Here is a 17,474-nt window from a genome sequence, read left to right as displayed (position 1 = left end):
CCTGACACCCAACCAATTTCTGTCTGAATACATCAGGTCAAAACTGTGGGAGCCAGCCTGCTGGCGATGGGGTCAGTCCAATCACCAAAGAATCTGAGTCTGTTTAGGTTTGTGTAGAAATAGCAGAACCTTCCCACAAGGTTTTCAGGTTGTCCGTCGGACGCGCGCTCTCTAGTCTTTGCCTGTCGCTGCCAATTCAGCGACCGGGCGTGAGATCCCCGGAAAGCTTGCAACTAGCGCCAACACTACGATAATTGGCGCCAGCTCAATCTGCTGCCTGTGTTATGGCGGCTGTGTGCGGGCAGACTTCGGTCTGGCCGGTTGCCTGCTCCGGTGGATCTCACCCTGCACATAGCTGCCACCTCTTCGCCGCGTGAGATCCGGCGAACGATGGCATCCTCACTTGCAGTAGCAGGAGTTGAATTTTGGACAAGCTAATACCAGATCCACCCCACGAAACCATCACCCCACTCGAAGCCGCCATCCGCGCCGAAGACTTGGCAAAAAACCGCGAAGCCATCAAACGCGCCCTCGATTTCTACCTCAGCCCTGAATCCGCCAAACCCCGACAACCGAGCACCATGTTCCTCGTCCACCCCAGCGTCGACACCGAAAGCCTGCTCGCCCACGCCTGTGAATCGTTGGCCTCAGCCAACGCCATGGCCAGCAACTTCGCAACCGAGCTAGGCGGCTTGCAACGCAGCACCGCACTGGCCATCCAGCAAATCATCATGCTCGCCGAACTCGCAGTAAACCGCGCACTGGATCGAGTCGATCCACAAACCTGACGACCGCGTCATCGTTCATCGCCAGCAGGCCGGCTCCCACATTTGAAATGCATGCTCTGTGGGGGCGGGCTTGCTCGCGAAAGCGTTTTCGCAGTTGTCCGAATACTTCCTGTACCTCATCAAATAGCGGATTTTTCCTACCGGTTTTTCAGGTTGTCTCTCGGAAGTGGCCTCTCTAACTTGGGTTGTCTCTGGAAAACAGTGAGCTAGGCAATAGACCGCTAACGGAATGTTGCTCCTTTCGCTGAAGCCATCGACATGACTCTGAGGTTGAAAATGGAGCTACTTCCCGTCGTCACACCCCGCATCAACGCAAGCACCGCGCTGGGGCGGGCGCTGGTATCGATGTTCAAGTCAGTCGAGGCGGAACTGATTCAAGAGAACTCAGCACCTGGAGCGGTCAAGATTATTGTGTTTGGAGGGTGTGCGGTTCACCTCTACACCCATCACCGCATATCTTTGGATGTCGATGCGGAAATCTATGAGGCATGCATTCCGGCAGGATTCGACCTGCGTACGCTGCTGGCGACGGTGCCGGAGCCCTTTTTCGATGAGCTTTCTGCTCGAAAGATGGAGCTGAACTACGACCTGCAATACAACACTAGCTTTGGCCCGATTCATGAGGATTATTGGTCTCGAAGTATTCCCATGTCAGAGTTTTCGCTGGAGTCTCCTCTACACATCCATATTGCTGCGCCCGTCGACATAGCCATTACAAAGCTGGGCAGGGCTACAGATCACGATATCGCAGACATCAATGCGCTTCTGAGGTGTGGGTTCATACTGACCCGCGAGCTCCGGCGTCTGGCATTGCAGGCAATTGATGTATATGTTGGCAATAAAGCGCAACCGACCTCGGTTCTGAGCAACATATTGCAAGACTATCTGGAGAAAGCAGATGACGAAGCTGAATGACGCTCACGCCCTCTCATCCGCGTTAGACACTCTCGTCAGAAGCCCTCTGAATCAGGCCGACGACGTTGCACTGGTGAATGCTGCGAAAGAAGTCTGGTACTCGGATTCAAATGTTGAAAGCGAGGTGAAGGCCTTTCTGAAACATCATAGCGATGACATTGAACGTCGCCGCGCCGCCTACCTGTTGGAGCGATTTACGCGTTTCTCGTGTGTCTCGGATACCCGCGTATTGGAAACGCTTCATGCGTTGGAGCTTTTCGCACACTCGACACCGAAGCAGGATGTTGAGCCTCAAACGAAGGTTTCATTACGCAATCGCAAAGATGAATTGGCCGTCTCTTGGGGGTTAGCAGAAAGTCTTGGATTGAAGGTTCAAACGCTGATGCCATTTCAGACCCGCCATTACCAAGCGGAACAGCATTCATCCTGAGCCGAATTTGTTGGTGATGAAAAACCCGGCCTAAGCCGGGTTTTTTGTGTCGATTAAACCTTCACGCTAACTTCGCTACGATTCACCAGGCTTTCAAGCGCCCCACTCAAACTCGCGGCCTTATCCCCCACCAGCAAATGCCAGACCCCGCCATCCAACTGGCTGACTCCGTGACAGCCCAGATCCTTCAACTGCGCCTCGGACAACGCCTTGCCATCCGCCAATTGCAGGCGAATTCGTGTCATCGCAATGCAATCCAGTTGCAGCACATTGTCGCCGCCGCCCAATGCATTCAGCCATTGCTGCGCCTCGCAACCGGCAACGGCCATAACTTTCGGCTCATGAACAACAGCGGTTTCAACCAAAACAGCACGCCCCAATGCAGGCATCGCCAGACGAATCTCATCGGCAATGCTGTCTGCCATCGGCCCGACCACAACCTGCAAACTGCCACCTTTACCCGGTCGCACAACCGCCATCGCACCCAGCGCTTTCAGATCAGCATCCGAAGCCTTGTTGCGATCAACCATCTCCAGCCGCAGCCGCGTGGTGCAGGCGCCAACCGTCAGCAGATTTTCAGCGCCGCCCAACGCCTTGATGTATGCACTGGCGCGCTCGTTTTCAGTCAGTACGGCTTTTTCACTGACAGCGACATCCTCACGCCCCGGCGTTTTCAGATTGAAGCGACGAATGCAGAAGTCGAAGACGAAGTAGTAGATCACCGCGTAAGCCAACCCAACCGGGAACACCAGCCAACCATTGGTGGACTTGCCCCAGCCGAGAATCATGTCGATGAAACCGCCCGAGAAGGTGAAGCCCAAATGGATGTTCAAGGCATTGGTAATCGCCATCGACAACCCGGTCAGCAGCGCATGCAGCAGATACAACAACGGCGCCAAAAACATGAAGGCGAATTCAATCGGTTCAGTCACCCCGGTCAAAAACGACGTCAGTGCCATCGACAGGAAAATACCGCCCATGACTTTGCGGCGTTCCGGCAGCGCATTGCGGTACATCGCCAGACACGCCGCCGGCAGGCCTAAGATCATCATCGGGAACATGCCAGTCATGAATTGGCCGCCCTTCGGATCGCCAGCGAAGTAGCGCGACAAGTCGCCAGTCACCAGTGCACCCGTAGTCGGATCGGTGAAGTTGCCGAACACAAACCACGCCATGTTGTTGAGGATGTGGTGCAGGCCGGTGACGATCAGCAGGCGGTTGAACACGCCAAACACGAACGCGCCGATGCTGCCGCTTTCCATCATCAAGGCGCCGAAGGCGTTGATGCCGTGCTGGATCGGCGGCCAGATGTAGCCGAACACCACGCCCAGACCGACCGCTGCGAACCCGGTGACAATCGGCACAAACCGTCTCCCGCCGAAGAACGCCAGATACTCCGGCAGCTTGATGTCCTTGAAGCGGTTGTACAGCGCGCCAGCCATCAGGCCGGCGACGATGCCGGCGAGCATGCCCATGTTGATGGTCGAGTCGAGCACCTTGAGCGTGGAGATCATCACCAGGTAACCGATCACCCCGGCGAGGCCGGCGGTGCCGTTGTTGTCCTTGGCGAAACCGACGGCGATGCCGATGGCGAAGATCATTGCCAGGTTGGCGAAGATCACCTGGCCGGCATCGTGAATGATGGCGATGTTCAGCAGGTCGGTGTCACCCAGCCGCAGCAGCAGGCCGGCAATCGGCAGGATCGCGATGGGCAGCATCAGCGCGCGGCCGAGGCGTTGCAGGCCTTCGATAAAGAGTTGATACATGGCGTTTGTCCTTGTTGTTTTTGTTAGCGCAGTGGCCAATGTTGATGACAGGCGTGGCGCACGGCGGCGGCGCTGCTCAACTTGAGCAGGTCGCGGCTGAGGCGCTGGCATTCGGCTTCGTGCACCTGGCGCACGCGATCCTTTATCTCGCCGATCTGCACCGGGCTGACCGACAATTCGGTAACGCCCAGACCGATCAACACTGGCGTGGCCAGCGGATCAGAGGCGAGGGCGCCGCAGACGCCGACCCAACGCTTGTGCACCGCCGCGCCTTCGCAGGTCATCGCGATCAGGCGCAGCAGCGCCGGGTGCAGGGCGTCGACGCGGGCGGCTAACCCAGCGTGATCGCGATCCATCGCCAAAGTGTATTGCGACAAATCGTTGGTGCCGATCGAGAGGAAGTCGGCGTGTTCGGCGAGTTGTTCGGCTTGCAGTGCGGCGGCGGGGACTTCGATCATCACGCCGATTTCCGGGCGCTGAGCGATGTTCATCTCCAGGCACAACGCATCAACCCGCTGGCGGATGTGCAGCAGTTCGTCGACTTCGGTAACCATTGGCAACAGGATTCGGCAGCGACGCAGCGGGCTGACTTGCAGCAGCGCGCGCAGTTGCTGATCAAGGATTTCCGGACGGGCCTGAGCCAGACGAATGCCGCGCAGACCGAGCACCGGGTTGGCTTCGATGGGCAGCGGCAGGTAGTCGAGTTGCTTGTCGCCGCCGACGTCGATGGTGCGGATGATGACTGGGTGATCGCCCATTGCATCCAGCACCCCTTGATAGGCAGCACGTTGCTCTTCGACATCGGGTGCGGTCTGGCGATCGACGAAGAGAAACTCGGTGCGCAGCAGACCGACACCATCGGCGCCGTTGGCAAAGGCATCTGCCGCTTCACCGCTGGAGGCGACGTTGGCGACGACTTCGATGTGCACGCCATTTCGCGTTTCGGCGGGTAAGTGAGCCTTGGCCTGCTGCGCGTCGCGACGTTGCTGACGATCAATTTGCGCCTGCTGAACTTCAGCCAAACGTTCAGCGTTTGGCGTCAGTTCCAGACGTCCACCGTCAGCATCGAGCACCACCGATTGACCTTGCGGCTGATCAAGCAATGCCGAACCCAGCGCCACCATGCATGGCAAACCTTTGCCGCGAGCGAGAATTGCGACGTGCGATGTCGCGCCACCCTCGGCCATGCACAAACCGGCGACGCCTTGCGCGCTGAGTTGCAGCAGATCCGATGGTGTCAGTTCATGCGCGGCAACGATGGCGCCGGCCGGCACGTCGTAATTCCATGCTTCGCCGAGCAACGCACGCAGCACGCGTTGTTTGAGATCGCGGAGATCGTTGGCGCGCTCAGCCAGCAGCGCGCTGCCGGTGTGCTGCAGGACTTCGCACTGCACATCGATCGACTGGCTCCAGGCGTGAGTCGCCGCAGTGCCTTGTTCGATGGATTGCTGTGCCGCGTCGAGCAGCGCCGGATCTTCCAGCAACGCCAAATGCGCGGCGAAGATTGCTTCTTCGTCGGCATTCTTGTGCTTCTTCGCTTGGGCGAGGGTGCCGTCGATTTCGCTGCGTACCTGAGTCAGCGCAGTGTCGAGAAGCTGCTGTTGTTGCAGCGGATCATGGTTGCCCGCATCCGCTGGCAAACTGATCGCGTTCAAGCGAAACAGCGGCCCACCGACGAATCCCGGCGCAGCGCAAACGCCGTGCAACACGCCAGCCTCGGCCGGGCGCTTAAGAGGGGCAACACTGACCGGTGCCGCCGCGTGATGATCATCCGGCAGGGCAGTCGCCAGCACCGTGAGCAACGCTTGCAGCGCCGCTTCAGCATCCGGCCCCTGACAGCTGACTTGCACTTCATCCTGCTCGCCAACCGCCAGGCCCATCAAACCGATCAGGCTGTTGCAGGGCGCCGATTTACCTGCGAAGTGCAGTTGCGACAGGCTCTTGAAACCTTGCGCGGTCTGCCGAATCAGCGCTGCCGGGCGCGCATGCAAACCACCGCGATGAGCCACCAACACATGACCATGAACCTCTGGCCCACCGACGACTTCGGCGCTCGCTGCCGAACCGTTACGCGCAACGATGTGGAGCAACGGTTCGCCGACTTTCACTGCTTTGAGGGTGATCGGGCGTACCTGGAAATCCTGACTGTTGGTAAGGATCAACAGGCTGACGAGGCTTTTGCATTGCTGGCCGACCTTGTCCAGGTCGTAGCGCAACAACGGCTGACCCTTGGTTACGCGAACACCTTCCTTGACCAGCATCGAGAAACCTTCGCCGTTCAACTCCACGGTGTCGAGGCCCAGATGCAGGAGGATTTCCGCGCCGTTGTCGGCACGCACGGTGAGTGCGTGGCCGGTGCGCGCGACGTGGATGATCACCCCGGCGCACGGCGAGTACAGCGTGTCGTTGATCGGGTCGATGGCGATGCCGTCACCCATGGCGCCGCTGGCGAACACCGCATCCGGGACTTTGGCGAGCGTGAGCACCGGGCCGCTGAGCGGGGCGCTGAGGGTCAGCTCTTTATTGTTGTTGTGCATGGCTCGGTCTCATCGGTTAAATCTCGGTTCGGATCACTCCCCGTAGGAGCAAAGCTTGCTCGCGATGGCGTCATTACATTCGACACATCTTCGGCGGTTGAAATGCCGCCATCGCGAGCAAGCTTTGCTCCTACAGGGGTTAGTCGACTTAGTGCGTGCGGGTTACTTTGCTCAGGTGGCGCGGCTGATCCGGATCCATGCCACGGGCCACGGCCAAACCTGCCGCCATCACGTAGAAACTCTGGATCGCCAGAATCGGGTCGAGGGCCGGGTGTTCGGCGCGGGTCAGCGTCAGGTCGCGTTCGCTGACATCGTCCGGCGCGGCCAGCAACACGCGAGCGCCGCGTTGACGCATTTCTGCCGCCAGACTCAGCAAGCCAGCCTGTTCAGCACCACGCGGTGCGAAAACCAGCAGCGGATAGTGTTCGTCGATCAGCGCCATCGGGCCGTGACGCACTTCGGCGCTGCTGAACGCTTCCGCTTGAATCGCCGAGGTTTCCTTGAATTTCAGCGCCGCTTCCTGAGCGATGGCGAAACCGGCACCACGGCCAATCACCATCAAACGCTCGCAATCGCGCAACGCTTCGATGGCCACGCTCCAGTCCTGTTTCGCCGCTTCGCGCAAACCTTCAGGCAGGGCGTTACCGGCCTCGAGCAATTCGCTGTCCTCTTTCCAGTGCGCGATCAACCGGGCGCTGGCGCTGAGGGTGGCGATAAAACTCTTGGTCGCGGCGACGCTGCTTTCAGTCCCGGCGAGCAGCGGCACGCTGAACTCACACGCGGCTTCCAGCGGCGAATCGGCGGCGTTGACCATCGATACGCTCAGCGCGCCACGCTTGCGCAGCAGGCGCAAGCTGTTGACCAGATCCGGGCTCTGCCCCGATTGCGAAAACGCGAACGCCACCTGACCGCTGACGTTCAACGGCGCTTGCTGCATGGTCACCACCGACATCGGCAACGACGCTACCGGCACGCCCAATTGCTGCATGGTCAGGTAGGCGAAGTAGCTCGCCGCGTGGTCGGAGCTGCCACGCGCAACGGTCATCGCCACTTGCGGCGGCTGACGGCGCAGGCGTCCGGCGATCTCGATCATTTGCGGGTCGAGCTGTTGCAGTTGGGCTTGCACGGCCTCGAACGAGGACAGCGCCTCCTCAAGCATTTTTGAAGTCAATGTCTTCTCCTTCGACCATGACGGCGGTCAGTGTGAGTGAGCGATCGAGCCGCACGCAGTCGGCCCAGGCACCTGGTGCAAGGCGCCCGCGTTCGGTGATGCCGAGGTAGTCGGCGGGGAATTGCGACAGACGCTGCGAAGCCTCGGCGATCGGCAAACCGATTTTCACCAGGTTGCGCAGGGCCTGATCCATGGTCAGCGTGCTGCCGGCCAAGGTGCCATCGGGCAGGCGTACGCCGCCCAGGCATTTGGTCACGGTGTGGCTGCCGAGCTTGTACTCACCGTCGGGCATACCGGCGGCGGCGGTCGAATCGGTGACGCAGTACAAACATGGAATCGAGCGCAAGGCCACGCGGATCGCGCCGGGATGCACGTGCAGCAAGTCCGGAATCAGTTCGGCGAATTTGGCGTGGGCCAGTGCCGCGCCAACGATGCCCGGCTCGCGGTGATGCAACGGGCTCATGGCGTTGTAGAGGTGGGTGAAACTGGTTGCGCCAGCCTCCATTGCAGCAACGCCTTCCTCGTAACTGCCGAGGGTGTGGCCGATCTGCATGCGCACGCCACGGCTGCTGAGTTCGCGGATCAAGCCGTCGTGGCCGGCGATTTCCGGGGCGATGGTGATCACTCGGATCGGCGCCAGTGCCAGATATTCTTCGACTTCGGCCATCAATGCGGTGTGGGCGAAGTTCGGTTGTGCGCCGAGTTTGCCGGGGTTGATGTATGGGCCCTCGAGGTGAACACCGAGGACGCGCGCGGCACCTTTCGGACGCTGTTCGCAGAACTCTCCGACTTCCTTCAACACGCTGGAGATCTCGGCACTCGGCGCAGTCATGGTGGTGGCCAGCAGCGAGGTGGTGCCGAAACGCACGTGGGTTTTGGTGATGGTCTCGAAGGCGCTGGCGCCTTCCATGATGTCTTTGCCGCCACCGCCATGCACGTGCAGGTCGATGAAACCGGGCAGCAGATACGGCAAGTCATTGCTCGCCGGATCGCAAGGCACGCCTTCGATCGACACGACTTTGCCGTGTTCGTGGATCAGCCGGCCGCGAACCCAGCCGCTGGCGGTGAGGATGTTGTCTTCGGACATTTCGCTTCTCTCGTTTGGCTCGGCTGCTGATCAGCGGCGAAGCTCTGCAACAAAGTCGTAGTAATCGTTGCGGCAATAGGTGTCGGTGACTTCGATCGGTGTGTTGTCTTCGAGGTAGCCGACCCGGGTCATCAGCAGCATCGCGGTGCCGGGAGCGATGCCGACCAGCGCGGCGAATTCGTCCGAGGCGTTGATTGCCTGAATGTGCTGCAGGGCGCGGACGATCGGTTTGCCGATGCCGTCGAGGTATTCGTAGAGCGAATCGCCGACCAGTTGCGGCTTGGGCATGATCGAGGCGGGCAGGGTGCTCATCTCGATGGCCATTACCGTGTCATCGGCTTTGCGCAGACGTTTCATGCGCGCGACCTTGTCGTTCGGCGACAGGCTGAGGCGGATCAGTTCCTCGTGGGTCGGCAGGGTGATTTCACGCTCCAGCCATTTCGAACTGGGTACGAACCCTTTCAAGCGCAGCATCTCGCTGAAACCGGAGAGGCGCGACAGCGGTTGTTCGAGGCGTGGGGTGATGAACGTGCCGGAACCTTGCAGGCGGCGGATCAGGCCTTGATCGAGGAGGACTTCGAGGGCTTTGCGCGCGGTGACGCGGGAGATGCCGAGCAACTCGCTGAGGTTGCGCTCGGACGGCATCGCCTGTTCGGCTTTCCACTGGCCGGCATGAATCGCCGATTCCAGATTGCGCGCCAGTTGCAGGTACAACGGCGTCGCTTGTTGGTCGTCAGGGCGCAAGGCCTGAAGGTCGTTCATGTCGGTGTCCGGTGCGGGTATTGGAGTGGTTGTCGCCCGTGAATGCAGCGAAAATTAATACCACTTGAATACCATGTCAACGTGGTGACAGGGCCGGAAACCCTTATGGATCGAGGCTTTGGAGGAGGGTGGTTCTAAGTGGTATTAGGGGTGGGGGTGTAAACGCAAAAGATCGCAGCCTGCGGCAGCTCCTACACGTTGAAGTGGTATCACCTCTGTAGGCGCTGCCGCAGGCTGCGATCTTTTGATTTATTTTTTTGCGAGTGACCAGCGGTCAGTCGTTAAGGGCGGATTTCGACCATCGTGCCGTCCGGCACCAGGCTCCACACTTCGCGCATATCCACATTGCGCATGGCGACGCAGCCGTCGGTCCAGTCCAGCGTGTGGAACAGGTCTTCCGGGGTTTCTTCGGAATCCGGCGTGCCGTGGATCATGATCATCCCGCCAGGCTCGACGCCTTCGCGCCGGGCGCGGGCCGAGTCGCTGATGTTCGGGTAGGAAATGTGCATCGACAGGTTGAATTTGTCGCTGGTCTTGCGCCAGTCGATCCAATAAAAACCTTCCGGTGTGCGCTTGTCGCCTTCAATCAGTTTCGGACCTTTTTTCGCGCCCTTGCCCAGGGAGATGCGATAGGTCTTCAGCGGCTTGCCGTCGGCGATCAACTGCAATTGATGCGCCGATTTGAGCACCAGGACTTTTTCGATAAGCGGGGTATTCGCAGGCGTCACGGTGGTCACGAAGGACGCTTGGGAAACGCTAACGAACGACAGGCAGAACAGGGCAAGCAACCAGCGCATTGAAACGATTCCCCAAGGAGTGACGCAGATAAGTGTTGTGTAGGAGCTGCCGCAGGCTGCGATCTTTTGATCTTCTAACCGACAATCACCGGCTGCACCAACGGCGGAATCGATTCCGAACGCACCGGATACACCTCAACCCGCCGATCAGCGAAGAAGCATTCTAAGGTACGCCCCACCGTCCTGAAAGCCAGCTCATCCCATGGAATGTCGGCTTCGTCGAATAGTTGCACTTCGAGGCTCTCGGGGCCGGCGGCAAAGTCCAGATCAACCAGTTCTGCGCGGAAGAACACATGCACCTGACTGATGTGTGGCACGTCGATCAGCGTATAGATGCTCAGGTTACGCACGCGGGCGCAGGCTTCTTCGGCAGTTTCGCGGATAGCGGCCTGTTCGATGGTCTCTCCGTTCTCCATGAACCCGGCAGGCAACGTCCAGTAACCTAGGCGCGGCTCGATGGCACGGCGGCACAAGAGCACTTTTGTGCCCCAGGTCGGCACGCAACCGGCGACGATATTGGGGTTTTGGTAGTGAATGGTCTGACAGCTGTCACAGACAAATCGCCGCCGCGAATCGCCTTCGGGAATGCGCTGGGTGACCGGGTTACCGCAGTGGCTGCAAAATTTCATGCTGGGCTTCCTGAATGCTGCGCCTATCTTGGCGTGCAGCGGTGTCGGTCGGCAAGTTGTCGTTTCGCGACATGGCGAGATTCGGGGGCTTGGGCGGCTGCAATGATTGGTGCATGATGCAGGGTAAGGCACCGATCGAGAACACTCATGCTGGACGAGCTACTGCATAGGGTAAGCAACCACACACCGCGCACGCTGGAGACCGACAAACGTTTCCCCGAGGCCGCCGTTCTGGTGCCGATCACCCGCAGTGACCAACCGGAACTGGTTCTGACCCTGCGCGCCAGCGGGCTCTCGACCCATGGCGGCGAAGTGGCTTTCCCCGGTGGACGCCGCGATCCCGAAGACCCGGATCTGATCTTCACCGCCCTGCGCGAAGCAGAGGAAGAGATCGGCCTGCCGCCAGGACTGGTCGAAGTCATCGGGCCGCTCAGCCCGCTGATCTCCCTGCACGGCATCAAGGTCACGCCTTATGTCGGCGTAATCCCCGATTTCGTCGAGTATCAGCCCAACGATGCCGAGATCGCCGCGGTTTTCAGCGTGCCGCTGGAATTCTTCCGCAAAGACCCCCGCGAACACACCCATCGCATCGACTATCAAGGTCGCAGTTGGTACGTGCCGAGCTATCGCTACGGCGATTTCAAGATCTGGGGCCTGACCGCCATCATGATCGTCGAGTTGATCAATCTGCTCTATGACGCCAAGATCAGTCTGCATACTCCGCCTAAAAGCTTTATTAACACCTAAGCCATCGTTCGAATGGCCATCACCGTGAGCCCTGAGGAAAACAAGATGAAATACCGCCTGGGCGACGCCCGTGTCGAGACCCACCCGCAGAGCTGGGTCGCCCCCAATGCCGTGCTGGTAGGCAAGGTCAAACTGGAAGAGGGCGCCAACGTCTGGTTCAACGCTGTGCTACGCGGCGACAACGAACTGATCCTGATCGGCAAGAACAGTAACGTGCAGGACGGCACCGTGATGCACACCGACATGGGCTATCCGCTGACCATCGGCACGGGCGTGACCATTGGCCACAATGCCATGCTGCATGGCTGCACCGTTGGCGATTACAGCCTGATCGGTATCAACGCGGTGATTCTCAATGGCGCGAAGATCGGTAAGAATTGCATCATTGGCGCCAACTCGCTGATTGGTGAGGGCAAGGAAATTCCGGATGGTTCGCTGGTGATGGGCTCGCCGGGCAAGGTTGTGCGTGAGCTGACCGAGCCGCAGAAGAAGATGCTTGAGGCCAGCGCCGCGCACTATGTGCATAACTCCCAGCGTTATGCGCGCGATCTGGTTGAGCAGGAAGAATGAACACGCCAGAAAGACCGGTTGCCTCGCCATGCGTGAATATTTGTGCGCTGGATGAGGATGATATCTGCACTGGCTGCCAGCGCACGGTTGAAGAGATTACCCGCTGGAGCCGCATGAACAATGACGAGCGCCGGGTGGTGCTGGGGTTGTGTCATGAACGGGCAAAGGCGAGTGGGTTGGTGTGGATGATCCTGTCGTCGAAGTCGTGATCGGCATGAGTATGCCCTCACTAGCCCTCTCCCAGAGGGAGAGGGGACTGACCGGGTCGTTTGGACGAGTCACGCCGACCTGAAAATACCGCGTCGAACTCAGGTCTTGAACATCATGAAGATCGGCTCCCTTTCCCCCTCGCCCCCTTGGGGGAGAGGGTTGGGGTGAGGGGGTGGCTCTTGATCTACCGCTCCAGTAATCTGTGCGCCAATCTGCCAGGTCGCCCCCATGATTTTCCTCATCGCCTACATCAGCAGCGTCGTGCTGATCAACTTCGCCTTCTCCACCGCGCCGCACCTGGACATCATCTGGTCGGCCTGGGGCGGTCTGGTGTTCGTGCTGCGCGACATGGTGCAAATCCGTTTCGGTCACGGTGCGATCGCGGCGATGCTGGCGGCGCTGGTGCTGTCTTACGTCACCTCCGACCCTTCCATCGCGCTGGCCAGCGCCACGGCATTCGCGGTCTCCGAAATCATCGACTGGCTGGTGTTCAGCATCACCAAACGTCCGTTGCGCGACCGCTTGTGGATCAGCTCGGCGCTGAGCATTCCCCTCGATACCTTTATCTTTTTCGGCATGATCGACGCCATGACGCCACCGGTGATCATCACCGCGCTGCTGTCGAAATTCGCCGGTGTGACCGTCGTCTGGCTGATCATGGCCTGGCGCGATCGCAAACAGGCCGTCGCCAGCTGAAGCCAAAGCCTCGGGTTCATGTAAAATGCCGCGCTTTCTCCCCATGGAAAGCGCGTCTGGCGTCGCTTTCCTCGATGATCCGCTGCTTTGAGGACCTGAGATGACCCGTATCGGAACTCCATTGTCGCCAACCGCGACCCGCGTATTGCTGTGTGGCTGTGGTGAGTTGGGCAAGGAAGTGGTGATCGAGCTGCAACGCCTGGGCGTTGAAGTGATCGCCGTTGACCGCTACGCCAACGCGCCGGCCATGCAAGTCGCCCATCGCAGCCACGTGATCAACATGCTCGACGGCGCCGCCCTGCGCGCGGTGATCGAAGCCGAGAAGCCGCACTTCATCGTGCCGGAAATCGAAGCCATCGCCACCGCCACCCTGGTCGAACTGGAAGCCGAAGGCTTCACCGTGATCCCGACTGCGCGCGCTGCGCAACTGACCATGAACCGCGAAGGCATCCGTCGTCTGGCCGCTGAAGAGCTGGATCTGCCGACCTCGCCGTACCACTTTGCCGACACCTTCGAGGACTACAGCAAAGCCGTTGAAGACCTCGGTTTCCCATGCGTGGTCAAACCGGTGATGAGCTCGTCGGGCAAAGGCCAGAGCCTGCTGCGCAGCACCGATGACGTGCAGAAAGCCTGGGATTACGCGCAAGAGGGCGGTCGCGCCGGCAAAGGTCGGGTGATCATTGAAGGCTTTATCGATTTCGACTACGAAATCACCCTGCTGACCGTGCGCCACATCGGCGGCACCACGTTCTGTGCGCCAGTCGGTCACCGTCAGGAGAAGGGCGACTATCAGGAATCCTGGCAGCCACAAGCCATGAGCCCGATTGCCCTGGCTGAATCCGAGCGTGTTGCCAAAGCCGTGACTGAGGCGCTGGGTGGCCGTGGTCTGTTCGGCGTCGAGTTGTTCATCAAAGGTGATCAGGTGTGGTTCAGCGAAGTCTCGCCACGTCCGCACGACACCGGTCTGGTCACGCTGATTTCGCAGGACCTGTCGCAGTTCGCGTTGCACGCTCGCGCGATTCTGGGCCTGCCGGTGCCGTTGATCCGTCAGTTCGGGCCTTCGGCTTCGGCGGTGATTCTGGTGGAAGGGCAGTCGACCCAGACAGCGTTCGCCAATCTGGGTGCGGCGTTGAGCGAGCCGGACACGGCGTTGCGTCTGTTCGGCAAGCCAGAAGTGAATGGCCAGCGCCGTATGGGCGTGGCGCTGGCGCGGGATGAGTCGATCGAGGCTGCGCGTGCCAAGGCGACCCGTGCTGCTCAGGCTGTTGTCGTAGAACTCTAAACCGGGTCGCGGCATTCGCGAGCAAGCCCGCTCCCACATTGGTTTTGTGTATGCCACAGACCTAATGTGGGAGCGGGCTTGCTCGCGAAGCTTTTGATCTTCTGTCAGGCGACCCGATTCAGATCGTTATCCCGCGTTTCTTTCAGACACAGCACCGCAATCAAACTCAGCACCGCCGCCCCCGACACATACCCGCCGACATAGCTCAAACCACCCATCGCCACCAGTTTCTGCGCAAAGAACGGCGCCGCCGAGGCCCCGACAATCCCGCCCAGGTTATACGCCGCCGAAGCGCCGGTATAACGCACGTGGGTCGGGAACAATTCCGGCAACAGTGCGCCCATCGGTGCAAATGTCACGCCCATCAATAACAGCTCGATGCACAGAAACAGCGCCACGCCCCATGTCGAGCCTTGCGTCAGCAATGGTTCCATCAAGAACCCGGACAGAATCGCCAGCACGCCACCGATGATCAGCACCGGTTTGCGCCCATAACGATCGCTGGCCCAAGCCGACAATGGCGTCGCAGCCGCCATGAACAGTACGGCAAAGCACAGCAATCCCAAGAATGTCTCGCGGCTATAACCCAGCGTGGAAACCCCATAGCTCAGGGAAAATACCGTCGAGATATAGAACAGCGCATAGCACACCACCATCGCCGCCGCGCCCAACAAGGTCGGAGCCCAATACTGGCTGAACAGCTCAACCAGCGGCACTTTCACCCGCTCCTGACGCGCGATGGCATTGGCGAAGACCGGCGTTTCGTGAAGTTTCAGGCGCACATACAGGCCCACCATCACCAACACTGCGCTGAGCAGGAACGGAATGCGCCAGCCCCAACTGCGGAATTGCTCGTCATCGAGGGTCATGGCCAAAGTCAGAAACAAGCCATTGGCCGCGAGAAAACCAATCGACGGGCCGAGTTGCGGAAACATACCGAACCACGCGCGTTTACCTTTCGGCGCGTTTTCCGTGGCGAGCAACGCAGCACCGCCCCATTCACCGCCCAATCCCAGGCCCTGACCAAAGCGCAGCACACACAACAGAATCGGCGCCCACGCGCCAATCGTGGCGTAACCCGGCAGCACGCCGATCAGCGTCGTACACACGCCCATCAATAGCAGAGATGCGACCAGCGTCGATTTACGCCCGATACGGTCACCGAAATGGCCGAACAGCGCCGAGCCCAACGGTCGGGCCAGAAAAGCGATGCCAAAAGTAAGAAACGCCGAAAGCATCTGCGCCGTGCCGGACGTCTGCGGAAAGAACACCGGCCCGATCACCAGCGCAGCCGCCGTGGCGTAAACATAGAAGTCGTAGAACTCGATCGCGGTGCCGATAAAACTCGCCGTCGCCACGCGGGTGGCGGAGTTGGTCGGTTGGGCAGGCGCGGTGTCGCTGAAAGCGGTACTGGTCGTCATGCGGTGATCCCTGACAGTCATGAGCTCCGTTGGAGCGAATTATTATGGTCGAACACCCAGGGATGTGGGATGAGGCGCGGTCGCTGTTTCAGGTAGGAACAGTCGCCGGAGTACAGCGGAAATGGCCGAAACCGGTCTGGTGCGGGGTAAGCACGCGGTTTGGCAACGCTTGGGTAAGCGGATTTGATTATAGGAAGGGGGCTAACAATTGAACAAGAGCAAAAGATCGCAGCCTTCGGCAGCTCCTACAGTTGGAACATTTGGGACATTTGGGACATTTGGGGCATTTGGAACATTTGGGGCATTTGGAACATTTGGAACATTTGGAACATTTGGAACATTTGGAACATTTGGAACATTTGGAACATTTGGAACGCACTCCAATGTAGGAGCTGCCGAAGGCTGCGATCTTTTGATCTTCTATCGGGCAGGCACCAAAGCAGGCACAGACGAGGTATGCCAGATCAACACCTTGCTCACCCGGTTCTCCTCAGTCTCAAGAATCTCCAGTCGATAGCGCCCGATCTTCAAGCAAACCGCACTCTCGGGAATCGTCTCCAGCGCCTCAGTCACCAACCCGTTCAGCGTTTTCGGCCCATCACTCGGCAAATGCCAGCCCAGGCACTTGTTCAATTCGCGAATCGAAGCGGTGCCATCAATCACCATCCGCCCGTCAGTCTGCGGATGAATGTGCGGGTTCTCCAGGCTGTGCTCGCTCTCGAACTCGCCGACAATCTCTTCAAGAATATCTTCCAGCGTCACAATGCCGAGCACTTCGCCGTACTCATCGACCACCATGCCCAGGCGCCGCTGCTGTTTGTGGAAATTCAGCAACTGCAATTGCAGCGGCGTACTTTCCGGGACGAAATACGGCTCGTAACTCGCCGCCAACAACGCCTCTAGCGTCAGATCGCCGTTGTTCAGTAAATGACGGATCTGACGGGTATTGAGCACCGCTTCAACCTGATTGATGTCGCTGTGGAACATCGGCAGGCGCGTGCGCTTGTTCTGGCGCAGTTGCTCGATGATCGCTTCAATCGAATCGTCGAGGTTGATGCCGTCGACGTCACTGCGCGGCACCAGAATGTCGTTGACGGTGATATTGTCCAGCGCATGAATTCCCGAAACAGGGTGTGCGTGAACAGGATGCTCGGGGTCATCACGTCGATCGCTGGGCGCGTCGTCGTCGCTCTGCTGCACCACTTGCGGCTTGCGCGCGAACGGGCGGACCAGCAAAACGCTGACACGGCTGAACAGCCAGGCCAGTGGGTAAACAATCTTCAGCGGAACCGCCAACAACGAATTGCCGAAGGCCAGCACGGCATCCGGATAACGTTGGGCGAGGGTGCGCGGGAAGTAATCGGCGAACACCAGCAACACCGCACCGGCACCCAGGCACGCTGCCCACGGGCCGTTTTCTTCGCAGAGAAAAATCGCCAGCAACGTCGCGATGACCACCGCGAGCGCACGGCACAAGGTGTTGCAGAGAATCAGGCTGTCGAGCGGGAAGCTCAGCTTCGCCAGCGGTTTATCGCTGGCGCGCGAGGCGGTGCGTTGCGCGAGCAGATGCTGCTGCGCGATTTCGACGGCGGTAAACAGCCCTGACCATAAAATCAGCAGGACAAATACCGCGAGCATCGGCCCTATGGGCAAACCGTCCATTTAT

At 59.5% G+C, this 17,474-nt stretch carries 17 protein-coding genes; 8 read left to right on the top strand and 9 right to left on the bottom strand.

What is annotated here, in order from left to right:
- Positions 1 to 425 precede the first annotated feature (425 nt).
- The 3 genes from GVL50_RS14665 (at position 426) to GVL50_RS14655 (ending at position 2,133) form a co-directional block, all read left to right on the top strand.
- The gene (locus tag GVL50_RS14665; RefSeq protein ID WP_159813859.1) at positions 426 to 788 is read left to right on the top strand and encodes a DUF6124 family protein; all 363 of its coding nucleotides are present in this window, start codon (positions 426 to 428) and stop codon (positions 786 to 788) included.
- Positions 789 to 1,046: 258 nt separating this feature from the next.
- Positions 1,047 to 1,703 (top strand): DUF6036 family nucleotidyltransferase, encoded by a 657-nt coding sequence (locus GVL50_RS14660; protein WP_256671868.1) that lies wholly within the window; start codon positions 1,047 to 1,049, stop codon positions 1,701 to 1,703.
- On the top strand, positions 1,687 to 2,133 hold the full coding sequence (locus tag GVL50_RS14655) for a hypothetical protein (protein WP_158830385.1): 447 nt from the start codon (positions 1,687 to 1,689) through the stop codon (positions 2,131 to 2,133). The genes GVL50_RS14660 and GVL50_RS14655 overlap by 17 nt, the downstream gene beginning before the upstream one ends.
- 53 nt (positions 2,134 to 2,186) lie before the next feature.
- Here the strand turns inward: GVL50_RS14655 and nagE are convergent, their stop codons facing one another.
- The 7 genes from nagE to GVL50_RS14620 all read right to left on the bottom strand — a co-directional run bounded on the left by nagE (position 2,187) and on the right by GVL50_RS14620 (position 10,882).
- Positions 2,187 to 3,899, bottom strand: a complete 1,713-nt coding sequence (gene nagE, locus GVL50_RS14650; RefSeq protein WP_159813857.1) for an N-acetylglucosamine-specific PTS transporter subunit IIBC — start codon at positions 3,897 to 3,899, stop codon at positions 2,187 to 2,189.
- Between the two features lie 23 nt (positions 3,900 to 3,922).
- The gene (gene ptsP, locus GVL50_RS14645) at positions 3,923 to 6,436 is read right to left on the bottom strand and encodes a phosphoenolpyruvate--protein phosphotransferase (protein WP_159813855.1); all 2,514 of its coding nucleotides are present in this window, start codon (positions 6,434 to 6,436) and stop codon (positions 3,923 to 3,925) included.
- Between the two features lie 148 nt (positions 6,437 to 6,584).
- A complete protein-coding gene (locus tag GVL50_RS14640) occupies positions 6,585 to 7,607 on the bottom strand; it encodes an SIS domain-containing protein (RefSeq protein ID WP_159813853.1) in 1,023 nt (340 codons plus the stop codon).
- Positions 7,588 to 8,694 (bottom strand): N-acetylglucosamine-6-phosphate deacetylase, encoded by a 1,107-nt coding sequence (nagA, locus tag GVL50_RS14635; RefSeq protein ID WP_159813851.1) that lies wholly within the window; start codon positions 8,692 to 8,694, stop codon positions 7,588 to 7,590. Before nagA ends, GVL50_RS14640 begins: the two co-directional genes overlap by 20 nt.
- Before the next feature lie 30 nt (positions 8,695 to 8,724).
- Positions 8,725 to 9,456, bottom strand: a complete 732-nt coding sequence (locus GVL50_RS14630; RefSeq protein WP_053117422.1) for a GntR family transcriptional regulator — start codon at positions 9,454 to 9,456, stop codon at positions 8,725 to 8,727.
- A gap of 281 nt (positions 9,457 to 9,737) precedes the next feature.
- On the bottom strand, positions 9,738 to 10,253 hold the full coding sequence (locus GVL50_RS14625; RefSeq protein WP_008081650.1) for a murein L,D-transpeptidase family protein: 516 nt from the start codon (positions 10,251 to 10,253) through the stop codon (positions 9,738 to 9,740).
- Between the two features lie 74 nt (positions 10,254 to 10,327).
- On the bottom strand, positions 10,328 to 10,882 hold the full coding sequence (locus GVL50_RS14620) for an NUDIX hydrolase (RefSeq protein ID WP_053117425.1): 555 nt from the start codon (positions 10,880 to 10,882) through the stop codon (positions 10,328 to 10,330).
- A gap of 147 nt (positions 10,883 to 11,029) precedes the next feature.
- Between GVL50_RS14620 and GVL50_RS14615 the strand changes: the two genes are divergently transcribed.
- The 5 genes from GVL50_RS14615 (at position 11,030) to purT (ending at position 14,387) form a co-directional block, all read left to right on the top strand.
- Positions 11,030 to 11,629, top strand: a complete 600-nt coding sequence (locus GVL50_RS14615) for a CoA pyrophosphatase (protein ID WP_053117428.1) — start codon at positions 11,030 to 11,032, stop codon at positions 11,627 to 11,629.
- Between the two features lie 45 nt (positions 11,630 to 11,674).
- Entirely contained in the window at positions 11,675 to 12,199 is a 525-nt protein-coding gene (locus tag GVL50_RS14610; protein ID WP_007954617.1) for a gamma carbonic anhydrase family protein, read from the top strand.
- A complete protein-coding gene (locus tag GVL50_RS14605; protein ID WP_159813849.1) occupies positions 12,196 to 12,408 on the top strand; it encodes a DUF1289 domain-containing protein in 213 nt (70 codons plus the stop codon). The genes GVL50_RS14610 and GVL50_RS14605 overlap by 4 nt, the downstream gene beginning before the upstream one ends.
- A gap of 229 nt (positions 12,409 to 12,637) precedes the next feature.
- The gene (locus GVL50_RS14600; RefSeq protein WP_053117431.1) at positions 12,638 to 13,105 is read left to right on the top strand and encodes a VUT family protein; all 468 of its coding nucleotides are present in this window, start codon (positions 12,638 to 12,640) and stop codon (positions 13,103 to 13,105) included.
- 100 nt (positions 13,106 to 13,205) lie between these two features.
- Positions 13,206 to 14,387 (top strand): formate-dependent phosphoribosylglycinamide formyltransferase, encoded by a 1,182-nt coding sequence (gene purT, locus GVL50_RS14595; RefSeq protein WP_007908992.1) that lies wholly within the window; start codon positions 13,206 to 13,208, stop codon positions 14,385 to 14,387.
- A gap of 104 nt (positions 14,388 to 14,491) precedes the next feature.
- Here the strand turns inward: purT and GVL50_RS14590 are convergent, their stop codons facing one another.
- Positions 14,492 to 15,808 carry an MFS transporter gene (locus GVL50_RS14590; protein ID WP_159813847.1) on the bottom strand — a complete coding sequence of 439 codons (1,317 nt, stop codon included), beginning with the start codon at positions 15,806 to 15,808 and terminating at the stop codon, positions 14,492 to 14,494.
- 420 nt (positions 15,809 to 16,228) lie between these two features.
- Positions 16,229 to 17,470 (bottom strand): transporter associated domain-containing protein, encoded by a 1,242-nt coding sequence (locus GVL50_RS14585; RefSeq protein ID WP_159813845.1) that lies wholly within the window; start codon positions 17,468 to 17,470, stop codon positions 16,229 to 16,231.
- Between the last annotated feature and the right edge of the window lie 4 nt (positions 17,471 to 17,474).

Origin of the sequence: Pseudomonas sp. 18058 (assembly GCF_902706155.1) — a bacterium.
Lineage (GTDB): Bacteria > Pseudomonadota > Gammaproteobacteria > Pseudomonadales > Pseudomonadaceae > Aquipseudomonas > Aquipseudomonas rustica.
Note: the sequence above shows the minus strand (reverse complement) of the source record. Positions and strands in the feature narration are given on the sequence as shown.